18 protein-coding genes and 1 riboswitch are annotated in these 17,973 nt (G+C 66.3%); of the genes, 12 read left to right on the forward strand and 6 right to left on the reverse strand.

Translation table 11 applies throughout. From position 1 onward, the window contains the following. Window positions 1–40 precede the first annotated feature (40 nt). The 3 genes from NU1_RS20200 to NU1_RS20210 are packed head-to-tail and all read left to right on the forward strand — an operon-like array spanning window position 41 to window position 3,988. Window positions 41–1,450 (forward strand): Y4yA family PLP-dependent enzyme, encoded by a 1,410-nt coding sequence (locus tag NU1_RS20200; RefSeq protein ID WP_212761877.1) that lies wholly within the window; start codon window positions 41–43, stop codon window positions 1,448–1,450. Then, a complete protein-coding gene (locus NU1_RS20205; protein WP_067523367.1) occupies window positions 1,447–2,766 on the forward strand; it encodes a pyridoxal-phosphate dependent enzyme in 1,320 nt (439 codons plus the stop codon). Before NU1_RS20200 ends, NU1_RS20205 begins: the two co-directional genes overlap by 4 nt. Before the next feature lie 4 nt (window positions 2,767–2,770). After that, a complete protein-coding gene (locus NU1_RS20210) occupies window positions 2,771–3,988 on the forward strand; it encodes an aminotransferase class V-fold PLP-dependent enzyme (RefSeq protein WP_067523368.1) in 1,218 nt (405 codons plus the stop codon). Here the strand turns inward: NU1_RS20210 and NU1_RS20215 are convergent, their stop codons facing one another. Continuing rightward, window positions 3,989–4,858 carry a class I SAM-dependent methyltransferase gene (locus NU1_RS20215; protein WP_169815110.1) on the reverse strand — a complete coding sequence of 290 codons (870 nt, stop codon included), beginning with the start codon at window positions 4,856–4,858 and terminating at the stop codon, window positions 3,989–3,991. Window positions 4,859–5,051: 193 nt separating this feature from the next. Between NU1_RS20215 and NU1_RS20220 the strand changes: the two genes are divergently transcribed. After that, window positions 5,052–6,482, forward strand: coding sequence for a YhgE/Pip domain-containing protein (locus NU1_RS20220; RefSeq protein WP_245720216.1), 1,431 nt, complete (start codon window positions 5,052–5,054; stop codon window positions 6,480–6,482). Between the two features lies 1 nt (window position 6,483). On the opposite strand, the gene NU1_RS20225 is transcribed toward NU1_RS20220, so the two are convergent. Both NU1_RS20225 and NU1_RS20230 read right to left on the reverse strand, forming a co-directional pair. Further along, on the reverse strand, window positions 6,484–7,071 hold the full coding sequence (locus tag NU1_RS20225) for an Rv1733c family protein (RefSeq protein ID WP_157552621.1): 588 nt from the start codon (window positions 7,069–7,071) through the stop codon (window positions 6,484–6,486). Window positions 7,072–7,196: 125 nt separating this feature from the next. Continuing rightward, entirely contained in the window at window positions 7,197–8,189 is a 993-nt protein-coding gene (locus NU1_RS20230) for a TerC family protein (protein WP_067523371.1), read from the reverse strand. 313 nt (window positions 8,190–8,502) lie between these two features. Further along, window positions 8,503–8,631, forward strand: a riboswitch (cobalamin riboswitch). Between the two features lie 38 nt (window positions 8,632–8,669). On the opposite strand from NU1_RS20230, the gene NU1_RS20235 reads away from it, so the two are divergent. From NU1_RS20235 to NU1_RS20255, 5 genes are all read left to right on the forward strand, one after another. After that, window positions 8,670–10,268: an ABC transporter substrate-binding protein gene (locus NU1_RS20235; protein WP_067523372.1), complete on the forward strand. Its 1,599-nt coding sequence runs from the start codon at window positions 8,670–8,672 to the stop codon at window positions 10,266–10,268. A gap of 10 nt (window positions 10,269–10,278) precedes the next feature. Beyond that, the gene (locus NU1_RS20240) at window positions 10,279–11,253 is read left to right on the forward strand and encodes an ABC transporter permease (protein WP_245720217.1); all 975 of its coding nucleotides are present in this window, start codon (window positions 10,279–10,281) and stop codon (window positions 11,251–11,253) included. Next, complete coding sequence (locus NU1_RS20245; protein ID WP_067523373.1) at window positions 11,250–13,487, forward strand: ABC transporter ATP-binding protein/permease; 2,238 nt, start codon at window positions 11,250–11,252, stop codon at window positions 13,485–13,487. Before NU1_RS20240 ends, NU1_RS20245 begins: the two co-directional genes overlap by 4 nt. A 257-nt stretch (window positions 13,488–13,744) precedes the next feature. Then, a complete protein-coding gene (locus NU1_RS20250) occupies window positions 13,745–14,233 on the forward strand; it encodes a helix-turn-helix domain-containing protein (protein WP_245720226.1) in 489 nt (162 codons plus the stop codon). A 289-nt stretch (window positions 14,234–14,522) separates the two neighbouring features. Continuing rightward, window positions 14,523–15,026: a DUF4189 domain-containing protein gene (locus NU1_RS20255; RefSeq protein WP_067523374.1), complete on the forward strand. Its 504-nt coding sequence runs from the start codon at window positions 14,523–14,525 to the stop codon at window positions 15,024–15,026. Window positions 15,027–15,108: 82 nt separating this feature from the next. Here the strand turns inward: NU1_RS20255 and NU1_RS20260 are convergent, their stop codons facing one another. The 3 genes from NU1_RS20260 to NU1_RS20270 form a co-directional block, all read right to left on the reverse strand. Then, window positions 15,109–15,510, reverse strand: a complete 402-nt coding sequence (locus NU1_RS20260) for a hypothetical protein (RefSeq protein WP_212761875.1) — start codon at window positions 15,508–15,510, stop codon at window positions 15,109–15,111. A 151-nt stretch (window positions 15,511–15,661) separates the two neighbouring features. Beyond that, window positions 15,662–15,967: a hypothetical protein gene (locus NU1_RS20265; RefSeq protein WP_067523375.1), complete on the reverse strand. Its 306-nt coding sequence runs from the start codon at window positions 15,965–15,967 to the stop codon at window positions 15,662–15,664. After that, window positions 15,954–16,346, reverse strand: coding sequence for a hypothetical protein (locus NU1_RS20270; RefSeq protein WP_157552624.1), 393 nt, complete (start codon window positions 16,344–16,346; stop codon window positions 15,954–15,956). Before NU1_RS20270 ends, NU1_RS20265 begins: the two co-directional genes overlap by 14 nt. Before the next feature lie 232 nt (window positions 16,347–16,578). Between NU1_RS20270 and NU1_RS20275 the strand changes: the two genes are divergently transcribed. From NU1_RS20275 to NU1_RS20285, 3 genes are read left to right on the forward strand one after another with little or no spacing between them, the layout of a single operon-like run. Further along, window positions 16,579–17,469 (forward strand): helix-turn-helix domain-containing protein, encoded by an 891-nt coding sequence (locus NU1_RS20275; protein WP_067523544.1) that lies wholly within the window; start codon window positions 16,579–16,581, stop codon window positions 17,467–17,469. Next, window positions 17,466–17,675 (forward strand): DUF397 domain-containing protein, encoded by a 210-nt coding sequence (locus NU1_RS20280; RefSeq protein WP_067523377.1) that lies wholly within the window; start codon window positions 17,466–17,468, stop codon window positions 17,673–17,675. Before NU1_RS20275 ends, NU1_RS20280 begins: the two co-directional genes overlap by 4 nt. Further along, window positions 17,665–17,874: a DUF397 domain-containing protein gene (locus NU1_RS20285; RefSeq protein ID WP_067523378.1), complete on the forward strand. Its 210-nt coding sequence runs from the start codon at window positions 17,665–17,667 to the stop codon at window positions 17,872–17,874. Before NU1_RS20280 ends, NU1_RS20285 begins: the two co-directional genes overlap by 11 nt. Window positions 17,875–17,973 lie beyond the last annotated feature (99 nt).

A 17,973-nucleotide genomic window follows, 5' to 3' on the forward strand; every position in this document is an offset into this window, starting at 1 on the left:
GGGATGAATGATGAAGCCGGAGCTGGTTCTGAAACCGTTGGTGAGTGAGCTCCTCAGGGATGTCCTCGCCGTGCCGGAGCGATTGTCCGCGATGATGGATGCCCTGGGTTCGCCACTGAATATAGTTGTGCCCGAACAGATATCGGAGAACGTGGCCGAGTATCGCGCCGTGTACGGCAGCCATCGGCTCAGCGGCGGCATCTACTTTGCCCACAAGGCGAACCGGTCCAGCGCGCTGATCCGTGCGCTGGCGGCGGGGGACTGTGGTGTCGATGTAGCCTCCCTCGGCGAATTGCGGCACGTGCTGGAAGCCGGGTTCACCGGCGACCGGATCATGGCTACCGGGCCCAAGGACGCCGAATTCCTGTGGCTGGCCGCCCGGGTCGGGGCCGTGGTGAACGCCGACTCCCGCGAGGAGTTGGCGCGATTGGCGTCGACCGTGGCGCGTTTCGGACTGCCGCCGGCGCGGGTGATGATCCGGCTCTCGGCCTTCGAGTCGTCGGGGGTGCCAATCCTGAGTCGGCCCAGCCGTTTCGGGGTGCACGCGCGCGAACTGGCTTCGGTGCTGGACATTCTCGACGAGCACCGGGCTGCCCTGCGGTTGCTGGGGGTGGCCTACCACCTGGACACCACCGGCGTCGAGGAGAAGGCGCTGGCGCTCGAGGGCTGTCTGCTGGCGATGCACGAGGCGCTGGGTCGCGGTCTCACCCCCACCGCGGTCGACATCGGCGGCGGCTTCGGCGTGAACTATCTGGCCGACCGCGGCGAATGGGAGCGCTACACAACGGAACTGGGTACCGCCGTGCTCGGACTGCGCCCACCGATGACCTGGCAGAACCACGGCTATGGCCTGCGTGCTGGAGCCGGGACGTTGCGCGGCACCCTCGGCGTGTATCCGGCGTACCGTGAGGTAGTCGGCCCGCGGTATCTGGACGAGTTGCTCAACCACGAATCCGCGAGACTGGGAAGGTCATTCGCCACCCTGCTGCTGGAGAACCTCTACGACCTGTATATCGAACCCGGGCGCGGGCTGGTCGACCAGTGCGGCCTCACCCTGGCCCGGGTCGCCGAGGTCCGCACCACCCACAGCGGTGACGTGCTGGTCCGGCTGATGGCCAACTCGCACGACATCAGTGCGGAAGACCATGCGGTGCTGATGGATCCGGTGCTACTGCCGGAGCGGCCGGGCACGCCCACCGGCGTGTACCTGGCCGGCAACCTGTGCCTCGAGGACGACCTGATCACCCGCCGCAAAGTCACACTGCCGCGCAACCCGGTGCCCGGCGATCTGTTGGCCTTCGTGAATACGGCCGGCTACTTCATGGATTTCGCGGCGGATCACGCGCTGATGCAGCCCATCGCTCGCACGGTCGCGGCCTACCGCGAGGCGGGCGGTTGGTCCTGGTGTCTGGATGAACAGTTCTGGCCGGTGAAAGGGAACCGCTCATGAAGTACGACAGCATTCTCGACGTCATCGGGGATACACCGCTGGTCCGGATCGACCCGAATGTCCACGGGCTACGCAATATCGACCTCTACGCGAAGCTGGAAATGCTCAACCCGTTCGGCTCGGTCAAGGACCGCCCGGCCTGGAATATGGTGCGCGAGGGCTTGTCCGGGGCCATCGAACGTGGTGACGCCATCGTGGAACTGTCGAGCGGGAATACCGCCAAGGCCCTCGCCGTGGTCGCGGCCATGCACGGACTGCCGTTCAAGAGCGTGACGAACCGGATGCGGGTGCCCGAGATCAAGGACCTGCTGCTATTGCTCGGGGCACATATCGAGGAGCTACCCGGGCAGACCGAGTGTCTGGACCCGACCGATACCGAGGACCCGCTCACCCGCATGTACCGGATGCTCACCGAGGAGGGCAACGGTTATCTGCACACCGATCAATACTTCAATCCGCGCAATCTGGACGCACATCGGGTCGGCACCGCTACGGAGATCATCAAGGATCTCGACGGCGAGGCCCCGGACGTCTTCGTCGCCTGCGTCGGCACCGCCGGCTCCTCATCGGGGGTGGCGAGCGTGCTGCGCGACCACAATCCGGCCGTCTCGGTGATCGGATTGGTCGCCGCCAAGCGCGATTTCATCCCCGGCATCCGCAATATCGACGAGGTCAATGAGGTCGGGCTGTTCGACCCGGACAACTACGACACCCTCGACGCCGTGACCGCCGCGGAGGCCATCGAGGGCATGCTCACCCTCAACCGTCGCTGCGGCATTCTCGGCGGACCGACCGCAGGCGCGGCGTATTACGGTGCGCTGCGGCACCTCTCGGCTCTCGACGCCACACTCACCGAGCGCCGCACCGCGGTATTCATCGTGTGTGACCGGGTGGAGAGCTATATGAGCTATCTCCGTAAGCGCAGGCCGGACCTGTTCAAGCAGCCGCCGCAGCCGAATTCGGTGGATACGCTGACCTCCGACGAGGTCGCCGCCGCCGTTCAGGTGGACGTGACCGCGGCGCGCGAGTGGATCACCCGGGAGCGCCCGCTGGTGGTGGACCTGCGCGGCGGATTCGCCTACACCGCCCTGCACATCGAGGATTCGGTCAATATCGTCGACGAGCTCTTCGACGAACTGGTGCGCGGCGGTCTGCCATTCGGTGCGAGCAGGCCGGTCCTGCTGGTCTGCCCGATCGGTGAGAAGTCCGCACGCTACGCGGCGCTGCTGACGAGGATGGGGCACAGGGACGCGCGCAGTCTGCGCGGCGGCGTCGTGGCCTGGCGCGACGCGGGCGCTCCGCTGGTCCGGGATTGACGCCATGACCACCATGACGAATCCGGGCGAGGTGCTCGAACGCCTCGCGCACTGGCAGCGGGGATTGCGCGCGCAGTTCCCGATCATCGCGAACAACCCGGGGCTGGCGTATCTGGACAGCGCGGCCACCACGCAGAAACCGGCGGCGGTGCTGGACGCCGTCACCGAGTACCTCACCACCGGCAATGCCAATGCCGGGCGCGGCTCCTATCCCTGGGGCACCGCCACCGCCGCGCGTATCGAGGCCGCCCGCGATCGTGTGCGAAAAGCACTGGGCGACAGTGGGGGCGATTCGTCGGTGGAGTTCGTCGGCGGCACCAGCGACGGGCTGCGTGCCGTCGCGCGGGACTGGTTGGCAGGCCTGCTCGCCGACGGTGACGAGATCATCGTCCCCTTCGGAGATCACGAGTCCAATCTGCGGCCCTGGCTGGAAGTGCGAGACGACCTGGCGCGCGAAGGTATTCGAGTGACGGTGCGGCCGATGCCGGTGGACGCCGATTCCGGCGACTACGACCATCGGGCGCTGCCGTCGATCGTGACCGACCGGACCCGGTTCGTCGCGGTGACGCACGTGCACCACGTTTTCGGCGTGGATATGAATGTGCACCGGGTGCGCGCAGCGGTCGGTCCGGATGTGCCGATCTGCCTGGACGCCGCACAGAGCGTCGGGCACCGGCCGGTCTCGGTGGCCGACCTCGACGTCGACTTCGTGGTGTTCTCCGGGCACAAGATGTTGGCTCTGCCCGGGGTGGGCGCGGTGTGGGCGCGCAACCGGCGCGGTCCGCGTTTCGCCCTGCGCGGCTGGGCGGGCACACCGAACACCGCCGGCATCGTCAGCCTGGCGGCGGCATTCGACTGGCTCGACACGGCCGGCTTGGCCGAGGTACGGACGTGGACCACCGCGCTCAGTGCCCGACTCACCAATGGCCTCGCCCGATTCGACGGGGTGCGGGTGCTGGGTTGCCAGAACAGTCTGACCGCCGATTCCCCCGTGCAGCGCCGGGAGGGCATTGTGACCTTCCGGCATGCCCGGGTCCGTTCGGACGATCTCGGATTCGTCCTCGCCGACGAGGGGATCATGGTGCGCGCCGACAGCCATTGCCAGGCGGGCCGCGGCTCCGACGACCACGCCGTGCGGGTGAGTGCGCATGTCTACAACACACCGGAGGAGATCGACCGGGTGCTCGAGGTCGTGCGGCGGTGCGAAGGGATGGCGAGCTGACTACGCGTCGGGTTTGCGGCCCCGCCACCCGGTTCGGGCGGTGAGCAGGGTGAGGTCACCGCGACGGCCGAGCCACGCCTCGTCGTCCGGATCGAGCAATCGCGCCCAGACCGCGGCATCGTCGGAGGTCAGGAACGGTCCGGCTCGGCGGACCCGGGCCATCAGTTCGGCGAGTACCACCGCGCGCACCTCGTCGGAGAGTGGTGCGGGAATGTCGACCAGTTCGGTGAACGCGGCGACATCGGCGAGTCCGGCGCGGACCAGAATGTCCTCCCACCCCCCGCCCGGTCGTTTCGCGCCCGGCCTGCCGAAGAACCACTGCGCGAAGTGCCGATCGTGGGCCTCGTCCAGCCTGATCTCCAGCCCGGGTCGTCCGATTCCGATATCCCAGGGCAGGCATCGGGTGGGCAGCCCGCCCTCCGCCAGGCACAGCACGCCGCCGGGCCGCAGCATGCCGATCAGGGCGCGGGCCGCGGCATCCCAATCGCGGGCATGGTGCACACACCACGACGACCACACGGCGTCGGCGGCTTCGGGTAGTGGCGGCACGCCGTCCTCCACATCGTGCAGCACCGGGCGGATTCGATTGCTCACGCCGGCCTTTCGGGCCGTGTCCAGGGTGGTGTCGAGCATCGTCGGATCCAGATCCACGGCGTAGACGCGGCCGTGCTCGCCGACGGCGTGCGCGAGCACGACGGTGGCGGTCCCGGCTCCGGGACCGACATCGACGACGACATCGCCGCGGGCGACACCCAGCGGCGCGAGCAGGCGCAGCGTCGCGTCGAGGAATACGGCTTCGGCGGCCGCCGGATCGTCGGTGGACGTCCCGGTGCCCGGCTTGCCGATGCGCTGCTGCTCGCTGGTTGTCACGGCGGCGATATTACTGAACATCGTTTTCAGTGCGAAGTTTGCCCGAGGCGTTTCCGGTGGCGGATCGCCCGCCGCGATCTCGCCCGCCGTCCGGCCGGGGGATCAGGGTCGCCGGGACCGAGCAGGATATCGGACACATTCGAGAATGTAGTCATTGACTACTTTGTAGGCGGTGTCTACATTTGCGTTCATCATGACGAACGACGTAGATACGACGGAGACGGCCGACGCTTCCAGTTCGAAAGGGGGCGCGCCCGAGGTGAGTTCGAAACCATCCGGGGGAACCGCCGGCAAGGCGGCCTCGAACGACGGCGGTCGGGTTGTCCCCGATATGCCGCCGAAGCGGGGGCTGCTACCCCCGGTCGCCATCGTCACCCTGCTCGTGGCGCTGTTCGGCTACATGTACCTCGGATACACCTCGGCCCCGGAACAGCACCTGCGCGACTTTCCGATCGCACTGGTCAACCAGGACCTCGGTGACACCCTGGACGGGAAGCCCACCAATATCGGCGACTCGATCACCGAGGGCGTCGTCGCCGGAATCCCGGACGGCAAGATCGATCTGCGGCTGCTCGGCATCAACGAGGCCCAGCAGCAGCTACAGTCCGGCGAGGTCTACGGCGCGATCATCATCCCGAGCGATTTCACCAAGCGGCTGGCCATTCTGGGTGCGGCCGCCATCGTCCCGGGTGATGTCGAGCGGCCCATCATCACCGTGTCTGTGAATCAGCGGGCGGGCGCCTTCGCGGCTCAGATCGTGGACACCATTGCCGAACAGGCGCTGACCAAGGTCAACGCCACCGTCGGCGCTCAGCTCACCGACCTGGTACAGGCGAAGCTGCGTCCCGCGCCGGGTATGCCGCCCACCGAGATCAGCGGTGCCTCCCGATTGCTGCTGGACACCCCGATCGATGTCGTCTTCACCGACTATCGGCCGCTCCCCGACGGCGCCGGTCACGGTCTGGCGGCGTTCTTCTACACCCTGGTACTGCTCCTGGCGGGATTCATCGGCGCTGTCATCATCCACACCATGACCGATGCCCACTTCGGTTACGCGCCCGCCGAATACGGCCCGTGGTACCTGCACCGGTCGCCGACGCCGATGAGCCGGTGGCGCATCCTGCTCATCAAATGGGGGCTCGCCGCGCTGACCGCACCGCTCGCGTCCGCCGCGCTGCTCGGCGCGGCCCGGGTGCTGGATATGCCCATCGATCGTCCACTGCTGCTGTTCCTGTACGGCACGCTGGCGGTGACGGCCGTCGCCGTCACGGCGCTGTCGGTGCTGGCCGCCTTCGGCACCGCGGGCCTGGTCATCAATATGATCGTGTTCGTGGTGCTGGGTCTGCCGTCGTCCTCCGGCACGGTGCCGATCGAGGCCACCCCGCCTTTCATCGCCAACCTGGCCGCCTTCGAACCCATGCACCAGATCTATCTGGCCGTGCGATCGCTGCTCTACTTCGGCGGCCATATGGAGGCGGGGATGAGCCACGGATTCTGGATGACCGTGTGCGGGTTGGGCGTCGGCGTGGTCCTCGGTGCGGTGGCAACCCACACCTACGACCTGGGTGGCCTGTATCGCCTCGGTGTCTCACACAAGCCCGAGGCCGGTGCGGCACCGAAGTAGCTCAGCCCTGATCGTGGTCGCTATCGGTCCGGTGATTCAGCCGCTGCCACTCCACCGCCCAGGCGATATTTCGGCGGTAGTCGATCAGTAGCCGACCGCCCCAGATCAGCAATACCGCTGTGAGCCAGACTCCGAGGAGGACCGCCAGGCCGGCTCCGACGCCCTCCAGCAGGGCGTCGCCGCTGTCCTGGGGCGGATCGGCCAGGGTGCTGTCGGCGCCGATCCATACCGGAACCGGATCGCCGGGTGCGGCGGTGCGGGGTACGGGTGCGGCGACGGTGTTCTCCTGGTCCCCCTGACCCCACAGCACTGTCGCCCGGAACCGGCGCTCCGATTCCACGTGCACCGGACTGTCGGTAATCGTCGCGGTAATCAGTGTTTTCGACGCGTTGTCGGCCAGTATTCGCGTGCTCGTACCGCTGTACGTCGCGGTCCCCACCGCACCGGCGATCGGTACGACGACAATGCTGGCGGCCACCAACAGGGCCACCCCGAGACTTTCCAATCGCAGTGACGAGTGCATGAGAGGGTTGGCGTTCCATGGCCGCATCCGCCAGATTCGGAGCGGAGCCGAAGGGAAGCCAGACATCGCAGTCACCCTCTTTCGGCGAACTGGCTGTCGTCACGCGATCACAGTCGATTACATCTACGGATACCCATGGGAGGCGCTTCGAACCAGGAATCACCCCGGCCTATCGGGCGGAGGGCAATCCGTCAGTCCGGCTTCTCGGTGGCATCGAGTGAGTCGGGACGCTGCGGCGGCAGTTCGGGTGCTTCCGGTGGCGGCCGCCGAATACTGACCACCACCGAGATGGTGAGCACGACGACGACAACCGCGAGGCTCACCAGTGACGGGATCTCCGGCACCGCGGAACTGATGGTCTTATGGGCGGCTTGGAGAATCAGCTTGACGCCGATGAACGCGAGAATGATCGCCAGACCGGTCGACAGATGGTGGAAGCGCGCCAGCATCCCCGAGAGCAGGAAGTACAGGGCACGCAAGCCGAGGATCGCGAAGGCGTTGCTGGAGTAGACGATAAGCGGTTCGTGACTGACAGCCAGCACCGCGGGCACGCTGTCGACGGCGAAGACGATATCGGCCGCTTCGATGGCGGCGACGACAAGCAGCAGGGGGGTGGCGACCCATTTACCGGCCGACCGGACGAAGAAATGCGCGCCGGAATACTGCTCCTGGACCGGGAAGACCTTGCGTACCAGCCGCACCGCGGTGCTCTTGCCGGGATCGAAGGTGTCGTCCTCGCCCCGGAGGAGTTTCAGGGCGCTGTAGAGCAGGATCGCGGCGAAGACGAACAGGACGGCGGTGAATTGCCGCACCACGGCGACACCGAGGAACAGGAATATCCCGCGGAAGACCAGCGCGCCCAGAACTCCGAGGAACAGCACCCGGTGCTGGTATTCGCGGGGCACCTTGAAGTATCCGAAGATCAAAGCGAAGACGAACAGGTTGTCCACCGACAGGCTCTTCTCGAGCAGCCAGGCGGTGGTGAACTCCACCCCGGCGGTCGGGCTGACCGATACCGCGACGAGAACCGCGAAGATCATTGACAGGCTGACCCACAGCACACTCCAGCGGAGCGCTTCCTTGAATTCGATCACATGTGGGCCACGGTGAGCCACGAGATCGACGACCAGACCGGCGATCAAGGTCGCGACGAACACCGCCCAGAGCCAAATGGGAACGCTCATAGCCTGCTCTCCTCGGTTGTATCTCCGATATGCAGTTCGGTCGTGCCCGGCTCATCTCCGCCTCGGGCAATCGGCCCGCCGGGTGCCCGTAATACTCGGTGCCGCTGTGGTTTCCGGCGTGTCGATAGCAGCGGCGGGCAGTGCCGGTCGCGATGACCCGGGCACCGGGCCTGTCGTCAAATGTACCGGAGTGGTGACCTACATCTCATCGCTCGGCGTGTTCCGAACGGTCGCATGCGGTTTCGCGCCGGTGCGTCGCCGCAGACTCGCGCCGAGCCCGCGGTGCGGCCACTGTAGGGTCGGTACCCGGCGTAGGGAACACCGGTGCGAATCCGGGGCTGTCCCGCAACTGTCACCGGGGAGCAATCCGCCGATTCATGGCCACGACCTGCCCAGGTTGGAAGGCCGGCGGAGGTGTGTCGATCCGGGAGCCAGGATACCTGCGCCCGAGGTATCGGGATCACACCCACGAGGATGGCAATGAACAACTACACATCGGATCGGCCCGGTTTCGGCCGCCGAAAATTCCTGCTCGGCAGTGCGGGCGCGCTCGGCGCGGTCGTCGTTGGCGGGTCGGGGATATTGACGGGCTGCGGCTCGGACAGCGGTCCGGCGGGCTCGCCGCAGGGGCCGCCGCGTCCGGGTGGACGGCTGCGCTCGGTGATCGCCGGACGATCGGCGAGCGCGGACGTACTCGACCCGCATCAGGCCGGTAGTTCGGCGGGCGGCGCGGTGTCGAAGAACGTCTGGGACAAACTGGTCGCCTACAACAATGACCTGACGCTGCGATACCGCCTGGCGGAGTCGCTCGAACCCAATGCCGACGGCAGCCAGTGGCGCATCAGCCTGCGGCCGGGCGTGGTGTTCAGTGATGGCAGCCCGCTGACCGCGCGGGATGTTCTGTGGAGCTTCGAGCGAATGCTCGATCTGGCCAAGAAATCCTCCGGTGATCTCTCGGCGGTCGATATGTCGCGTACCCGCGCCGACGGCGCACTCGGTGTCGTGGTGTCGATGAAGTCGCCGCTCGCCGATTTCGGGTCGGTGCTGGCGGGCTGGTACTGCTACATCGTCAAGGACGGCACCGCCGATATCGACGGCTCGAAACTTCCGGTGGGCACCGGCCCGTTCGCTCTGGCGCGCTGGTCGCCCGGCGACCGAACCCTGTTGCGGCGCAACGAGCGGTACTGGGATGGGCCCGCCCTGCTGGACGAGGTGGAGATCATCCAGATCGCCGAGACCGAAGCGCGCGTGAATGCCTTCCTTTCCGGGGAAGCGGATGTGGTGCACGAGATCTCGTACCTGCAGGCACGGACCCTGTCCGGCGATCCGGGGACCACGGTGGTGGTACCGCCCGCCGGGCTGATGGGCGCATTCCAGATGCGGGTGGACACAGCACCTTTCGACGATGTGCGCGTGCGGCAGGCCATGCGGCTGGCGGTGGACCGCCAGGCCATGGTCGATTCGGTGTACTACGGATACGCCGAGGTCGGCAATGACGTCTACGGCAAGGGCGCACCGTTCCACCACGACACCCTGCCGCAGCGGTCCTACGATCCACAGCGCGCCCGGGAACTGCTGCGCGAGGCGGGTAGGGAGAACCTGACGGTGACCCTGCCCACCGCAGACGGTTCGCCGGGCATGCTCGAATCGGCGACATTGTTCGCCGAGCAGGCCAAGGCCGCGGGTGTCACCATCCAACTCGAATCGGTACCCGCGGACACCTATTTCTCTCAGGTCAGCGGTAAGGCACCGCTGTCCCATCTCGGCTGGTGGAACTACAGTCTCGACTACTTCTACGGTCAGACCATGACCAGCGACGCACCCAGCAATGGCACCGGTTGGCGGCGGCCCGCATGGGACGCCACCTTCGCCGAGGCGCGCGCCGCGATGGATCCGCGGCGTCGCGGTGAACTGTATCGCGCACTGCAGGAAGAACTCTGGAACGAGGGCGGATACATCCTGCACAGCTTCGCCAAGCGGCCCGATGCGGCGAAGAATCATGTGGGCGGTGTGCGCAATGGCGTGCCCGGCACCGACGACTGGGCGAATTACGCGACCACCTGGCTGGCCGAGCAGTGACCCGGCAGTCGTGACCGCCTATGTCGTACGGCGCGTCGGTGGCGGGATCGGGGTGCTGTTCGCCGTCGCGCTGGTGGTTTTCGTGCTGTTCGAGTCACTGGATTCCGATGCGGCCACGGTAATCCTGTCACGTACCGGTAGTGGTGATCCCAACCCGGAGCAACTACGCGCACTGCGTACCGAACTCGGACTGGACCGGCCCGCGCCGGTGCGCTTCGTGGAATGGCTGCTCGCCTTCGCGCAGGGCGATTTCGGCAATTCGCTGATCTCGGGTCGACCGGTGGGCGATGTGCTGCTCGGGCGCGCGGCCAATAGCGTCACCCTTGCGCTGATTACCGCGGGCCTGCTGATCCCGGCGGCGCTCGCGCTCGGTCTCCTCGCGGGCGCTCGCGCGGGTTCCCGCACCGACCGGGTGATCAGCGTGGGCGCACTCGCGGCGGAATCGGTGCCCTCGTTCGTCTTCGGGGTACTGCTGGTGGCCACGGTGTCGCTATCGCTACGGCTGCTGCCCGCGGTCTCGTTGCTGCCGACCGGCGCGAGTGTGTGGAGCCGTCCGGAGATCCTGGTGCTGCCGGTGACGTGTCTGCTGATCGGCCTGGCGCCACATCCGGTGCGGATGGTGCGGGCGCAGACCGCCGAGGTCATGGCCAGCCCCTACATACAGACCATCCGGCTCAACGGGATCGGCGGCATGCGGCTGATGCTGCGGCATGTCGCGCCCAACGCGGTATCGGCGTCGATCCATCCCCTCGCGGGAGCGGTGGTCGGACTGATCGGGGGTGTCGCCGTGGTGGAAACACTGTTCTCCTATCCAGGACTTTCTCAGGAAGTGTTGCGCGCCGTCGAGGCCCGCGACTTCCCGTTCGTCCAATCGGCCGCAGTACTGCTCGCGGCCGTGGGGATCGGTATCTACCTCGTCGCGGATCTGCTCACCCTGCTGGTGAGTCCGCGAGCGAGACAGATAGCGATGGGGGAGCGGATATGAAGGCCCGCAACAGGATCCGCTCGGGCTGGCTGGTGGTCACCGTGGCGGTGCTGCTCCTCGTACTGCTCGGGCCCGTCTTCGCGCCCTATGCGCCGACCGCCGCGACGGCGCCGCCGTTCCAGCCGCCGTCGGCGGATCATCTGCTCGGCACCGATGTGGTCGGACGTGATGTGGCCTCGCGGGTGCTGCATGGTGGGCTACCGCTGCTCTCGATTGCCGGGCTGGCGCTGATTGTCGCGTATGCGCTGGGTCTCGGTCTCGGTCTCATCGCCGGACTGCGCCGCGGGTGGGACCGAGTGATCATGCGCCCCGTCGACGCCATTGTCGTGGTTCCGTGGTTTCTGCTGCTCGCCGTGATCGCCACCGCCATGGGAGCCGGGCCCGCCGCGATCGTCGTGACCGCGGCCCTGGCGTCGGTGCCCTGGATTATCCGCATCGTCCGCACCTGTGTCCTCGAACTTGCCTCGACAGGCTATATCGAATCCGCCCGTGCCAGAGGCGAACCGCTGTGGCGGCTGGCGCTGGTGGAGGTGCTGCCCAACCTCCGGTCCGTGGTGCTCGCGGACGCGGGTGTACGGATGTCGGCGACCATTTCGATAGTCGCGGTGAGCGGATTCCTCGGTCTCGGACTGCGGCCGCCGTCCTCGGACTGGGCCTTGATGATCACCGAGAACCGGCCCGGATTCGCCCTGCAACCGTGGGCGGTGCTCGCGCCGGCGCTATTGATCATGGTGCTGGTGGTTTCGGTCAATATGGTCACCGATCGAGCCTTCGGCACCGGTCACCGTGGTGCGGCGCATCGTCGGGTGGTATCCACCGTGGACGGATCGGGGCTGTCGGTGGACGGGCTCACGGTCCGCGATCCGAGTGGAACCGCTGTCCTGGAAGATATTTCGCTGCGCGTACCGGCCGGAGGCAGCATCGCGGTGATCGGCCCGTCCGGTGCGGGCAAGACGACCTTCGCGCTGGCGGTGCTCGGTGTGCTGCCGCACGGACTGACCGCCGAGGGCACCGTGGGCGTCGGCAGATCCGTCGGCCGCCGCACGGTCGGCTATGTCCCGCAGGATCCGGCGACCGGACTCAATCCGGCACTGCGAATCGGCACCGCGATCCGTGAAATCGCCAGGCTGCGCGGCACATTCGAGGGTCGTGACGGCGTCGCCGAGGCTTTGCGCCGGGTCGATCTGCCCGACGATCGCGAGTTCCAGCGACGATTCCCGCATGAACTGTCCGGCGGTCAGCAGCAGCGGGTGCTCCTGGCCATGGCGCTGCTCGGCGATCCGGCCCTGCTTGTCCTCGATGAGCCGACCACAGGATTGGACGCGGTCACCCGGGAACGATTGGTCGATACGCTGCGGCGGATCCGGCACGATACCTCGACCACACTGCTCGTGATCACCCACGACCTGGCCGCGCTGGCCCCGCTGGTCGACCGGGTACTGCGGTTGGAGCGGGGCAGGGTGATGTCGATGGCACCGCACCGCGCCGAAACCTCCAGTGCGACAACCATTGTGCGCGTGCCGCGCACCGAGACCGCGACGCCACCGATTCTGCGGGTGGAAGACCTCACGGTGACGCACCGGCGTCACGGCGATGGTCGGCCGGTCGTCGACGGACTGTCGTTCACGCTGCGCGCCGGTGAATGTCTGGCCATAACCGGCCGATCCGGGGCGGGCAAGACCACGGTGGCACGGGCGCTGTCCGGACTGCACGTACCGGCCGGGGGAGTGGTCGAACTCGACGGCGCGCCACTGCATCCGCGCGTGGACCGGCGTCCCCTGGACCACCGTCGCGCCATCCAACTGATCTTCCAGAACCCCGCCACCTCCCTCAACCCGTCCTACCGCATCGGCGGCCAGATCGGCCGTCCACTGCGCCTGCTGCACGGTATGGACGGTGCCGCCGCGCTCCAACAGACCCGGCACCTGCTCGACGGAGTCGGCCTCGATAACGAACTGGCGGCACGGCATCCTCGCCAGCTGTCCGGCGGCCAGCAACAGCGAGCTGCCATCGCCCGCGCCCTCGCCGCGGAACCCCGCATCCTGATCTGCGACGAAATCACGTCCTCACTCGACCCCGGCACTCAGAACATGGTGATCGACCTACTCGACGAACTGCGCCGAACAGGTCTGGCGCTCATTGTGATCAGCCATCAGGACACCGTTATCGACCGTCTCGCCGATACGGTGCTGAGTCTGCCCGAATCGAAAACCACCCGGACGACGCGCGTTTGAACCGACCTTCCTCGGCAGCCCCGGTCGGCACTGGCTGCCGGCAAACTCGGATGTCTCGCCAATGGCTCGCTCATCGGCTACCCGAGACCTGTGCCGCGCTGGGTTCCGGGGGGATCAACCGATCACGTCCGGCGCTTGCGGCGTGCTCGACCGAGATGTCGATCAACGCCTTGATCATGGGGTGACTGACGCTGGTCGTCTATAGCGTATGACGCTATAATTCGGATATGTCCAGTCGAAGTGATCTCTTGCGCGAGGTGATGCTCGAAACGGGTACCACCCAGTCGGAGCTGTCGCGCGTGAGCGGCGTCCGGCAATCGAGCATCAGTCAGTCGTTGTCTGGCAAATTGAATCTGAGCGACGAGCAACTCGACCGGCTGCTGTCGTGCATGGGGTACCGCTTGGAGGTCGTACGGCGTCACGTCGTCCCCGAGTTGACTCGTTCCGAGCGGCGTTCATGGCAGCTACACCGCCGGCTCTCGACGCACCTGACCCCGTCGAGCATCGAGTCGTGGCGGCCTCGTATCGAGCGCAACCTGCGCAACCTGCGCGATGGCGTATCCGGTCAGCCGCACCTGCGCAATCTCGATCGCTGGCAGTCGTTGATCGACCGCGCCGACGTACCGGGACTGCACCGGGTCCTGACGGGTCTGGACCGGGGCTCTATCGAGATGCGTGAGGTCTCCCCAATGGGTGGGCTGCTCCCACAGGAGGAGCGTGCCGATCTGCTGGGCCTGGTCAGCTGATGCGTCGTGACCAGTTGGAGCTGACGTGTGCCTTCGGCGTCAGCCTCGCCGCCTTGGGGCTACTGGCCACAGTCGGGTACGAACACCTGCGGAAGAAGCGAACCGTGCCACCGCCCGCGTCTCACGAGGACGCTTGACTACCGCTCCGCACCGGCGAAACACCGTGCGCTACACGCTGATCCAGATCTGGTGTCGTTCGGTTCACCGGAACGACCCTGGGCTGGACAGTTGGCACGATTACGGCAATGATCTCCCGGTTACCGCTGTCCAACCTCGGGGGTTGATTTACATGTCGTTGTCGGGAAAAGCCGCGCTGGCCATGGTTGCTCCGGCAGCGGCGGCGATGATCGTCACCGGAACCGGGACCGCGAACGCGGCCGGGGATCTCTACGGTGCGATGGCTGTCTCGTACACGTACTACTCGGTTCCCCTCGGTGCCGCTGATTCGTATGCCACCGGAGTTGGTGTGGCGGTGGACTTCCCGTCGCAGGCCGCCGCGGACCAGGCTGCCATCGATGCGTGTGATGCCGACCGCTGCTTCGTCCTGGCGCGAGCCCACAACGAGTGCGCCTCGGTCGTCGAATACGACACCTGGGCGGCATGGTCGAACGCCGTCGAACCCGTCTACCACACCGGAGTGGGCCCCACAGCCGCTGCCGCGGAACAGGCCGCGATGGCCAAGGGAAATGCCGGTCTGGGCTTTCCCACCAGCATGTTCTTCACGCTCGGCCTCGCCCGAATCGTCAAGCCATTGTTCGTCCTGGACACCATCTGCACCGCGAACGTCCGCTGAGCTGGGTGTAGGTCCTCCCCGCCCCGGCAGCCGCCCTGCACCAGCAGGGCGGCTCCCACCAGACTTGCGGGTCGACATCCCGTCAGGCGGCATCGAGGGCCGCGGTGATCTTGCGGATCATCTCGGCCAGGGTGGGGCTGGGCGCGCCCTGAGCCTGCGCGGTTTCGAGCGCGACGGCGACAATGCCGCGGAAGTTGTCGGCCTCGGCCGGATCCTGCTGCTCGAGCAGGCTCACCGCCGCCGCCAGCGCGGGCAACACCTGGTCGGCGAGGGCGGCGACGGTCTTGCCCGGCAACTTGATGTCCTTGGACTTCGCGGCGAGCACATGCCCGACCGCGCCGGTCGCTGAGTACAAGGCGGTACTGCCCGCGGTCGCGACCTTGTGCGGCTTGGCGCTGGCGGCGGCCAGCAGCGAGACAGCGCCGTAGGCGGCGGTCCGCACGATGGCCTTGTCCTGGTCGCTGAGGGTGATGGTGATCGACATGGTGTGCTCCTCGGAAGTGTTGTTCTTCGTGATGGGTCCAACTATCAGCGACCGACCTGACACCACCCTGTCAGCGGCCTGACACGGCCACCGAAGACGGTGTTCCTCCTCGTTGTGCCAGGCCAGGGCACTGCGGAACTGCCAGCGACCACTAGAGCAATTGCACGGTGTGGTTGTTGATGGCGTCCTCGACCGGCTGCCTGACAGCGGCGGAATCGAAAGGATCGATGCCGTCGAAGATTTCGTCGAGGATGTCGGCCCGGTCGAGGGTGGCGGGGAAGGTGTGTGCCGCTCGGGCGCTGACGATGACCGCGTACAGCACGGCCGCGTAGATCCGCGAGCGCGGCGCGGTCAACCGCCAGCCACGCCGTTCCCGTTCCCGCAGTTGGGCTTCGACGGTGTCGAGGACATCCTGGATTACCTGGAGTTCGATCTGGTCGTAGTCATCGGAGCGCATGTCGACCTCCGAAAAGCAGTGCACCGCAGCCGTAAACCGTCATGCGCAACAGGGCCAGCAGAGATCTTCGAGCCACCGCCGGTGTTCGCGTCGCACGCGCCTCGAGCACCATGCGCCCATCCGTGACCAGGGCGGTACGCGCTCGCCGCCGCACCCGGCAGGTGTTCACCCCGCACCCGAGGTGCAACTGCATCGCCGTGTGCGCCTGCGCGGCGGTCAACGCGCCGGGATCGGCGTAGCACGACCACAACCCGCGCACCGAATACCCAGCCGGGACGGTCTCGGTCGTCGAGCGCCCGGTACTTTCGCTCTGCTGCTGCTTCTCTCGGTCGATGCGCTCGATGATCGCCTGCACCGACCATTGGTTCCTGCTGGACATCGGTTGACCCCCTTGTCATCGGGTGAGTGTGGAGTGCACGGCATTTGAAGAAGCGGACGGCGTGATTTGTTGCCGGGCATGCGATCAGCACACCACCGGCATCCAGCTGGAATCATCGAATTCGGACGTTTCCCTCTGGTTGGTTCAAACCAGCAGGACGGGGTCCGCGTCCGGCGTAAGGTTCGTTCCGCGATGGCGTGTGTTTCGTTCCGAAATTCCGGAGGATGCCGACATGACCAGCGATGATGAACCCTCGACACTGCCTCGGCGGCAATTGGGGCGTTTCCTACGTGAGGCCCGCGACAGCTGCGGATTTTCGATGGATCGCGCTGCGCATCTGGTGGAACTGAGCAAGACCGCTTTGCACCGCATCGAGACCGGCGGGGTGAAGAAGCTTCGCATCCGCGACATTCGGGCATTGTGCGAGGTGTACGAGGTCACCTCCGACGACACTGAGCGCGCCGTCGAACTTGCCAAGCAGGCACAGGTCAGTTCCTGGTACACCGCCTTCGGCGGGCTCTATAGCGATGCGACGTTCAACATGTATGTCGGACTGGCTGCCTCCGCGCGCAAACTGATTGCCTACCACGAGATCGTCCTCGGCCTCGTGCAGACCGCCGACTACGCACGCGCGCTGATCAGCGCCTTCTACAGCGATAGCAGTCACGAAGACATCGAGCGTCGAGTCGAGTTGCGTCTCAAACGGCAAACGATCATCACCCGCAAGGCAGATCCGGTGAAACTCGAACTGCTGCTACATGAATCGGCCCTGCATCGCGTGATCGGCGGCCCACGCGTGATGGCGACGCAGCTGCGGCATCTGGCGGAGGTGGGCAAACTGCCCAACGTCTCACTGCGGGTACAGCCATTCACGAGTGGCTGCAGCCGGGGTCTACTGCATGGCCCTTTCGTGATTCTCGATTTCGGGGTCGATGCCAAGGCCCGTCCGGTCGAGCCCTCGCTCGTCTATCTTGAGGGAGCCGGGAGGCCGGACTTCTACATGGAGAATGGTGATGACGTGCGTCGCTACTACGAAATCGCTTCGGCCGTCCGGGATACGGCATTGAATGAGACACAGACGCGTGACCTGCTCAGACGGGCAGCGAGGAGCTATGAAGCATGAACATCGAACTATCCGGGGCACACTGGTTCAAGAGCAGTCACAGCAGCGGCCAAACCGATTGCGTCGAGGTGGCCTGGCTGGCGGGAAGCATGGTGGGAGTACGTGATTCGAAGAATCCGTCCGGTCCGGCACTGATCGTTGCTCCGAGCTCATGGGACGCATTCACCGCCCGTATCGCTAACGGTGACTTCGATAGTGAACGCTGACCTGACTGGAGCCCGCTGGTTCAAGAGCGATCACAGCTCAGCGGGCAAGGAATGCGTCGAGGTCGCCTTCCTCGATGCGGGGATGGTCGGAGTACGCGACTCCAAGAATCCGTCCGGCCCCGCGCTGGTCTTCACTCCGGGCGAGTGGGATGCCTTCGCAGCAGGCATGCAAGCCGGCGAGTTTCAGCGACCCTCGTGACCCCTTCTGTCGCGTCCCCATCCCATTGGTGCCTAGCCCGAAGTCGCTGTTTCCCGATCGCGGGTACTTTATTGCCGCCGAGTCACGCAGTCGCGTGCA

The sequence above is a fragment of the Nocardia uniformis NBRC 13702 genome (assembly GCF_001613345.1).
GTDB classification, from domain to species: domain Bacteria; phylum Actinomycetota; class Actinomycetes; order Mycobacteriales; family Mycobacteriaceae; genus Nocardia; species Nocardia uniformis.